The organism is Tissierellales bacterium, assembly GCA_025210965.1.
Classification (GTDB): Bacteria; Bacillota; Clostridia; order Tissierellales; family JAOAQY01; genus JAOAQY01.
Genome location: JAOAQY010000007.1, coordinates 1 through 7771, shown reverse-complemented (window position 1 = coordinate 7771; position 7771 = coordinate 1). Strand labels below are relative to the sequence as shown.

Below are 7771 nucleotides of genomic sequence, written 5' to 3'. Positions count from 1 at the left end.
GGACTCAAATCTATCAAAGTAACTGGACTAAATTTTATCTAGATGTTTCAAGCACCATATGTGCATCAATACTCTAAATGCAATTAGATGTCAAAATCTAGAAAAGTAAAAAAACTAGATAGCAAAAGCTAGAAAAGCTAAATACTAATTATCAAATACTAATTATCAATAAAAAAGTGCCGATTCACATATGAATCGGCACTTCTAATTTTAAACCAATCTAGAAATCAATATCTAATTTCTATTATTAGTACCAGCCTCTTAATTTCATAGCTGCTGCTACTCTTTTGATTGAGTGCATGTAAGCTGCATTTCTCATAGTTACATTGTACTCTTCTTTGATTGCCCAAATGTCGTTGAATGCATCAACCATTGCGCGCTCTTCTTTTTGTTCAACTTCTTTTTCTTCCCAGTAGTATCCGTATAAGTTTTGTACCCACTCGAAGTAAGAAACTGTAACGCCACCAGCATTAGCTAAGATATCTGGTACAACCAAGATTCCTTTTTCTGCTAATTTTTCATCAGCTGCTGGAGTTATTGGTCCATTAGCTGCTTCAACTACAGCTTTTGCTTTGATTAAGTCAACATTTTCTGTTGTGATTGCATTTTCAAGAGCTGCTGGAGCTAATACGTCTACTTGTAATCCCCAGAATTCTTCCATGCTTATTTTCTTTCCACCAGGGAATTTAGATAAGTTTCTCTCAGTTTTAGAGAACTCAACTAATTCATCGATGTTAAGTCCGTTTTCATTGTAAATTGCATATGTGCCTTCTTCTTTGCACCACTCAGCGATAGCTAAGATTTTAGCTCCAAGTCTGTCCATGTTGATTGCAGTGTAGCTACCAACGTTTCCAAATCCTTGTAATGCAACTGTAGCACCTTCAGTACCTAAACCTAATTTTTTAACTGCTTCTCTAGCTGTAACAGCAACACCAAATCCAGTTGCAGCTGTTCTACCTTTAGATCCACCAAACTCTAATGGCTTACCAGTTAAAACACCAATTGCACTTTCACCGTGTAATTTATTGTATTCATCTACCATCCATGACATAATTTGTCCGTTTGTGTTTACGTCTGGAGCTGGTACGTCTTGTTTTTCACCAATGTATTTATGAATTTTTTGGATATATCCTCTTGATAAAGCTTCTAATTCTCTTTGTGATAATTCAGATGGGTCTACAATGATACCACCTTTACCACCACCGTATGGGATACCGGTTACAGAACACTTAAAAGTCATCCAGATTGAAAGCGCTCTAACTTCGTCTCTCGTTACGTTTTGATGGAATCTAATACCACCTTTAGTTGGTCCTACTGCGTTGTTGTGTTGTGCTCTAAATCCTTTGAAAACTTTTGTTGTTCCGTCGTCCATCTTTACAGGAATTGCAACTTCCATAACTCTTTGTGGCTCTTTTAATAATTCATATACTGCAGGTTCCATTCCAAGTTTGTCGCATGCTTCCTTTACCATTTTTTGTGCATTTTCAAATGGGTTCAAGTTTTCCATAGCCATTGTGATTCCTCCTAAAATATAAATATTTCTAAAGTTTACCATCCCTAACACCATCATCATAACATAGTGATTTAAAGCTGTCTATAAAAAAAAAAATTATGAACTTAAATTAATATTTGTTTGTTGAACCCATATAATGTAAGTTTTTCTGCAAAAAAAATAGATATTAAGCATACACGTTAGTTGAATGTTTGATAATTTTTATGCAAACTTTCAACTAACGCACTATTAATACCTTCGCTAAATACCTGTCATTTTAGAAAGACTAACCGATAACATTATTAGTACAGAACTAAAAGCAAACAAACCTGCTATTAGCCAAAATGGCCATTCTAAAACTCTATTACTCTGTTTCTGTGGATCAGGTACGTATTTCTTATCCGAATTGCTTTTTTCAAGCAATTTAAGTAACACAAATGTAACAATTATAGATAGCACTACTATGATAATGCCTGCTAAAGTAAATATATGATTTACAACCCACTCTTCCAATTTCAATAAATTATTTTCTGGCCAAATATAAGATGATATAGCCCAAAAATTATTTAAAAAGTGAATCAACATACCTGCAAATATTGAATTTGTAATCAATACAACATATGCAAGGATAATGCCCATAAATATGGTATAGCTAAACTGATTGAAATTCATGTGGAAAAATCCAAATAATACTCCATTTAGTAGTGATGCCTTCCAAATACTAAGCCCTCTAGAACCATGTAGTACAACACCTCTCATTATGAGTTCTTCACAAATTGCTGGTGTAATCGCCATGGAAAATACTAATAGTAAAACAGGCTCATCTACTGCCTCTTCAAATAATACACCCATTGCGTCACCAAATAATACCTGAGATATTATAAGCATCAAATTCAAAAAAGGCTGTATACTAATCGTAATTCCAATAAGTATCAATACGTCTCTAATTTTCAATTTATTGAACCTAAATGTCTCTCTGAAAGACCACTTTTCATTTTTAAATACAAACCAAATCACTGGCAATGCAATCAATACATATTGCATTATATATTCTGCAATAGATGGCATGATAAGAACTAAAATCATGCTACCAAATAAAAAAAGTATGCACACAAATAGTAAAAATCTAGTAACTTTGAATATGCTGTCATTTTCTTCTTTTTCTATTATTTCAATGCACTCTTCATTGTTCACAAACTCCACCTCCCTGTTCTTATTATTTTAACACATCTCTCTTAACCTTTCCTTAAAATTTTGATGTTTTTAGCCTTTTTTAAGTTTTATTTGATATATTTTATTTTAAAGTTTTAAGTCATTTAAAGCTATGATTCTTTTAATTCTAACGCAAGTTATGCTATAATTAATCTATGTCATTTTGCTTTGTTTTGGCTTATGATAAACTTGTTTTAAGGAGTGATTTAATTATGAATAATTCTGATTTAACCTTACTTATTGCAGAAGATGAGGAGGATATCCGCGGTTTAGTTAGCCTGCACTTGCAAAGAGAAGGCTACAAAATACTACAAGCAGCTGATGGTCAAGAAGCTTTAGAACTTTTTAATGAAAATACTGTCGATTTACTTATACTTGACATTATGATGCCTAAATTAAATGGTTTTGAAGTATTATCTGAGATTCGAAAGACTAGCGAAATTCCAGTTATTTTCTTGACTGCAAGAAGTGAAGAGCAAGATAAAATACGTGGATTAGGACTAGGCGCTGATGATTATGTAAGCAAACCATTTAGCGTTATGGAAATGGTATCTAGAGTTCAAGCTCAATTAAGAAGATATATCAATTACTCAAATAAAGAAATAAAAAAACTACTTACAAATGGTGATCTTACTCTGAATTTAACTGATTACTCTGTATTAAAGGGTAGTGAAACACTTGATTTGAATCCAAAAGAGTTTAAGCTCTTAAAAATGTTTATGGAAAATATAGGTGTTGTCTACACCAAAAAACAGCTCTACGAGGCTGTTTGGAATGATTTGTATTGGGGTGATGACAATACTATCATGGTTCACATAAGTCATTTGCGAGAAAAAATCGAAACAATGCCAAAATCCCCTCAATATATAAAAACTATTCGAGGAATTGGTTATCGTATGGAAAAAGTAAATGCCTAAACGCATAAAGAAAATACATGAAACAACGGTTGCGAGACAATTGTTTGCTAACTATGTACTTTTATTTCTAATAGTTATAGTAATTATACTGCTAGCTATTATAGCAAATTCACTATACACTATGAATGTTGTTGACAAGAAAAACCTAAATCAATCTAAATTCTATCAAGAAGTCAAATCAGAAGGTTTTCAATCAACCATAGATGAAGTTGAGCTTCCCGATGGGTCATACATGGAATTATTAGACCTAAATTTTAGAGTTATTAATGCAAAAAGTAGCCCTCATAAAATTGGTTATCAATATGATTTAGACAGTATAGTCAATATACTTTTCAACAATACCTTGTATGATTATACTTATTTTTTGAAAGACAATTCTGAAATACTTTTGATTCACGTACCGCCCACGCAGTACCCATCGACCATATTGCGTGGATTTAGCTTCACAATATTGATATTTGCGATTTTATTGATTTTATCGCTTTTACTATTTGCAAAATTTACTGCAAACAATATAATTAGCCCGATAAGTGAGTTAGTACGTGGAGTACATGAAATAGGTGCTGGTCATTATGACTATACTATAGATTTCAAATCTAAAAACGAACTAGAATTACTTAGGATAGCAATAAATCAAATGGCTTCTCAAATAAAAAAAGAAGTGGCATTAAAAGAAGCTGCTGAAAACAAACGTAAGCAACTTATAATGGACATCACCCATGATATAAAAACTCCACTTACAAATATACAAGGCTATTGTGAAACTCTAAGCGACTTGGAATTTGTTGATGATCAGACTCGAAATCAGTATTTATCAATAATACGTAAAAATAGTGAACGAGCAAATACACTTGTAATGGATCTGTTTGAACTATCTCAATTCGACAATCTTGACTACAAAATGCCTGTAGAACGTCTTGATTTATCTGAACTTTTAAGACAAATTTTTATCAACTTCATACCTTCTCTTGAACAAAAAAATATGGACTATGAGATTGATATTCCTGAAAAACCAATTTGTATCATTGGAAACGATCAAAAATTAGAAAGAGCTTTCAATAACTTAATCAGTAATAGTATCAAATACAGTGGCGAAAATACGACTTTGTCTGTAAATTTAGTTGAAAATGAAAAATCAGCCATTGTAGAAGTTTGTGATAATGGTGCTGGTATCCCTTCAAATATGACTGATTTGATTTTCGAGCCCTTTATCAGAATTGATCCTTCTAGAAATAAAAAAACTGGTGGAACAGGACTAGGCTTATCTATAACTCAAAAGATAATTGAAAAGCACAATGGGTCTATCAATTTAAATTCTAGCTTAAATGAAGGTTGTATGTTCAAAATCAAATTGCCAAAATGTAATAATGAATTTTGTAAAAAATAAAAAGATGCTACCTCGAAATAAACTTATTTGTCTATTTCAAGGTAGCATCTTTTTATTTTCTATTCTTCGTTTTCATCTCTATTTGATTTCAATAAATACGAAAGTGTAAATAAACTTTCATTTAAATGTACGTCTTCTACAACAATATTCTCTGGAACTTTTAAATCTATTGGTGCAAAATTCCAAATACCATTTACTCCACCTTCTACTAATTTATCTGCTATTATTTGACTGCCGTTTTTAGGTGTACATATAACGCCGATTTCAATATCATTCACCTCTAAGAATCCCTCTAATTCATCTATGGATCTAACCACTATACCTTCTATTTCCGTTCCAATAAGGTCTTCGTCCATATCAAATAGTGCTTGTACTCTAAATCCTGCGTTTTGGAAACCTCTAAATTTCGCAATAGCTTGACCCATATTACCGGCTCCGACAATTACTCCTGTATACTCTCTATTTAGACCCAATATTTCGCCTAGTTCCTTTTTCAAATCTTCTACATTATATCCGTATCCTTGCTGTCCAAATCCTCCAAAATTATTTAAATCTTGTCTGATTTGCGATGCTGTGAATCCTGTCAATTTACTCAATTCTTTAGAAGATATTCTCTTTATTCCATTTTCCTCTAATTCACTTAAATATCTATAGTACTTCGGCAGACGCCTTATGACTACCATTGATATGTACTTTTCTTTCATTTTTCTATCAATCCCTTCAAATTAAATTGCCGCCACTATAACATTTCTATTATAGAATGTCTTTCCTTTTTATGTCAAGAACTTTGATTTATAACATTTTTCTGTTAAAATAGATTAGAACATTCTATTACAGGCGGTTATTTTACATTTAAGGTCAAAAGCGGTTCTTTCTCGTGAGGGATTACTTTATGCTCAATCGCATTTGATCTTTGACTATATTTTAACAAAATCAAGGAGTAATTTCAATGATTGTATTATCGTGTAATAACATAAAAAAATCCTACTTAGTTGAAAATATATTAGAAGATATTTCATTTTCAATTAGAAAAGGTGATAAGGTCGGATTAGTCGGTCCTAATGGATCCGGAAAATCAACTCTTATGAAAATCCTAATTGGTGAACTTTCGAAAGACGCTGGTGAAATATACCTTCCAAAGGATTTAAAACTGGGCTACCTAGAACAAAACACCCACATAACTAGTGAACATACTATTTTTGAAGAAGCCCAATCTATGTTTACCCATCTTTTTGAAATGGAAAACAAATTGCGTTATCTTGAACAAGAAATTTCTAAAGTAGATGATTATTCAGAAGAAGAACATCAAAAATTAATGGATCAATACTCAAGCTTATCTGAAACATTCGCTAATGAAAATGGATTTGGATATAAAAGTGAAATCAATGGCGTTTTAAAAGGGTTGGGATTTATGGAGGCAGAATTTTCTAAACCCATAAGTCTTTTAAGTGGTGGTCAAAAATCAAGAGTTATAATGGCAAAGCTCTTACTACAAAAACCTGATATAATGCTTTTAGATGAACCTACCAACCATTTGGATTTAAAAGCCATTGAGTGGTTAGAGCGCTATGTAAAAGACTATAAAGGAACAGTATTGATAGTCTCACATGATAGATATTTTCTTGATTCTACAGTAAATCGAATATTCTATTTAAACGGTGGATTTTTGAGAGATTATGATGGAAATTATACTACATTTACAAAAAAGTATGAAAAAGATGTAGCTATACAGTCTAAACGCTATGAAGCTCAGCAAAAAGAGATAAAAAAACAAGAAGATATGATTCGCACATTTATGGACAGGCGAAGCAAGAGAAATATAAGACAAGCAAAGAGCAGACAACTAAAGCTTGAAAAAATGGAAAAGATAGATCATCCAACCCAGCAAATACAGCAAGCTAAGATTACTTTTGAACCAGCAATTGAAAGTGGTAAAGATGTTTTATTTAGTAAATCCCTTTCAAAAAGTTTCGGTGATTTGAATCTATTTTCTGATTTGAATTTTGAAATTTATCGTGGAGATGCCATAGGTATCATCGGTCCAAATGGAGTCGGTAAAACAACTCTATTTAAAATGATAATGGGAAGTGAAACTATAGATTCTGGTGAAATATGGCTTGGTACTAACGTTGAAATCGGCTACTATGATCAAGAACAAACCAATTTGGATGTAAATAAAACCATAATAGATGAGATTTGGGACGAACATCCTGAAATGGATAGGTATCAAATCATGTCTCTAATGGCCCAATTTTTATTTTACTCTGATGATTTAGAAAAGAAAATTTCTACTTTAAGTGGTGGTGAAAAAGGTAGACTTTCTCTAATGAAATTGATGCTATCAAATGCAAATTTATTGATACTAGATGAACCTACCAATCACTTGGACATAGAATCTAAAGAAGCTCTAGAAAATGCTTTATTAAACTATGCTGGAACGATATTAACTATTTCTCATGACCGATATTTTTTAAATAAAATTGCTAACAAAATATTTGACTTACAACCTGATGGACTTAGTGAATATTTAGGTAATTTCAATTATTACTTAGAAAAAAAAGCTATAATGGAAAAGGAACTAGAAGATGAAATAACTATTTCTGATACTTCTACTAGCGAAATTTCCTCTTCTAAACTAAGTCGTCAAAAGGAAAAAGAACTAGAGCGCCAAATAAGAAGTTTATCTCGAAAATTAGAACAAACTGAAACAGAAATAGCTGAATGTGAAGCATTGATTGAGGATTTAAATACATCGCTTTGTTC

The 7771-nt window shown here is 32.0% G+C and carries 6 protein-coding genes; 3 read left to right on the top strand and 3 right to left on the bottom strand.

What is annotated here, in order from left to right; all coding sequences use genetic code 11:
• Window positions 1-247: 247 nt before the first annotated feature.
• A complete protein-coding gene (locus N4A40_00405) occupies window positions 248-1513 on the bottom strand; it encodes a Glu/Leu/Phe/Val dehydrogenase (protein MCT4660289.1) in 1266 nt (421 codons plus the stop codon).
• A gap of 240 nt (window positions 1514-1753) precedes the next feature.
• The gene (locus N4A40_00400; GenBank protein ID MCT4660288.1) at window positions 1754-2686 is read right to left on the bottom strand and encodes a CPBP family intramembrane metalloprotease; all 933 of its coding nucleotides are present in this window, start codon (window positions 2684-2686) and stop codon (window positions 1754-1756) included.
• 230 nt (window positions 2687-2916) lie between these two features.
• Between N4A40_00400 and N4A40_00395 the strand changes: the two genes are divergently transcribed.
• Both N4A40_00395 and N4A40_00390 read left to right on the top strand, forming a co-directional pair.
• Window positions 2917-3621 (top strand): response regulator transcription factor, encoded by a 705-nt coding sequence (locus tag N4A40_00395; GenBank protein ID MCT4660287.1) that lies wholly within the window; start codon window positions 2917-2919, stop codon window positions 3619-3621.
• Window positions 3614-5008: a HAMP domain-containing histidine kinase gene (locus N4A40_00390; GenBank protein ID MCT4660286.1), complete on the top strand. Its 1395-nt coding sequence runs from the start codon at window positions 3614-3616 to the stop codon at window positions 5006-5008. The genes N4A40_00395 and N4A40_00390 overlap by 8 nt, the downstream gene beginning before the upstream one ends.
• 59 nt (window positions 5009-5067) lie before the next feature.
• Here the strand turns inward: N4A40_00390 and N4A40_00385 are convergent, their stop codons facing one another.
• Window positions 5068-5712 (bottom strand): redox-sensing transcriptional repressor Rex, encoded by a 645-nt coding sequence (locus tag N4A40_00385; protein ID MCT4660285.1) that lies wholly within the window; start codon window positions 5710-5712, stop codon window positions 5068-5070.
• 245 nt (window positions 5713-5957) lie between these two features.
• Between N4A40_00385 and N4A40_00380 the strand changes: the two genes are divergently transcribed.
• On the top strand, window positions 5958-7771 hold a 1814-nt coding region (locus N4A40_00380; protein ID MCT4660284.1), incomplete at its 3' end, for an ATP-binding cassette domain-containing protein.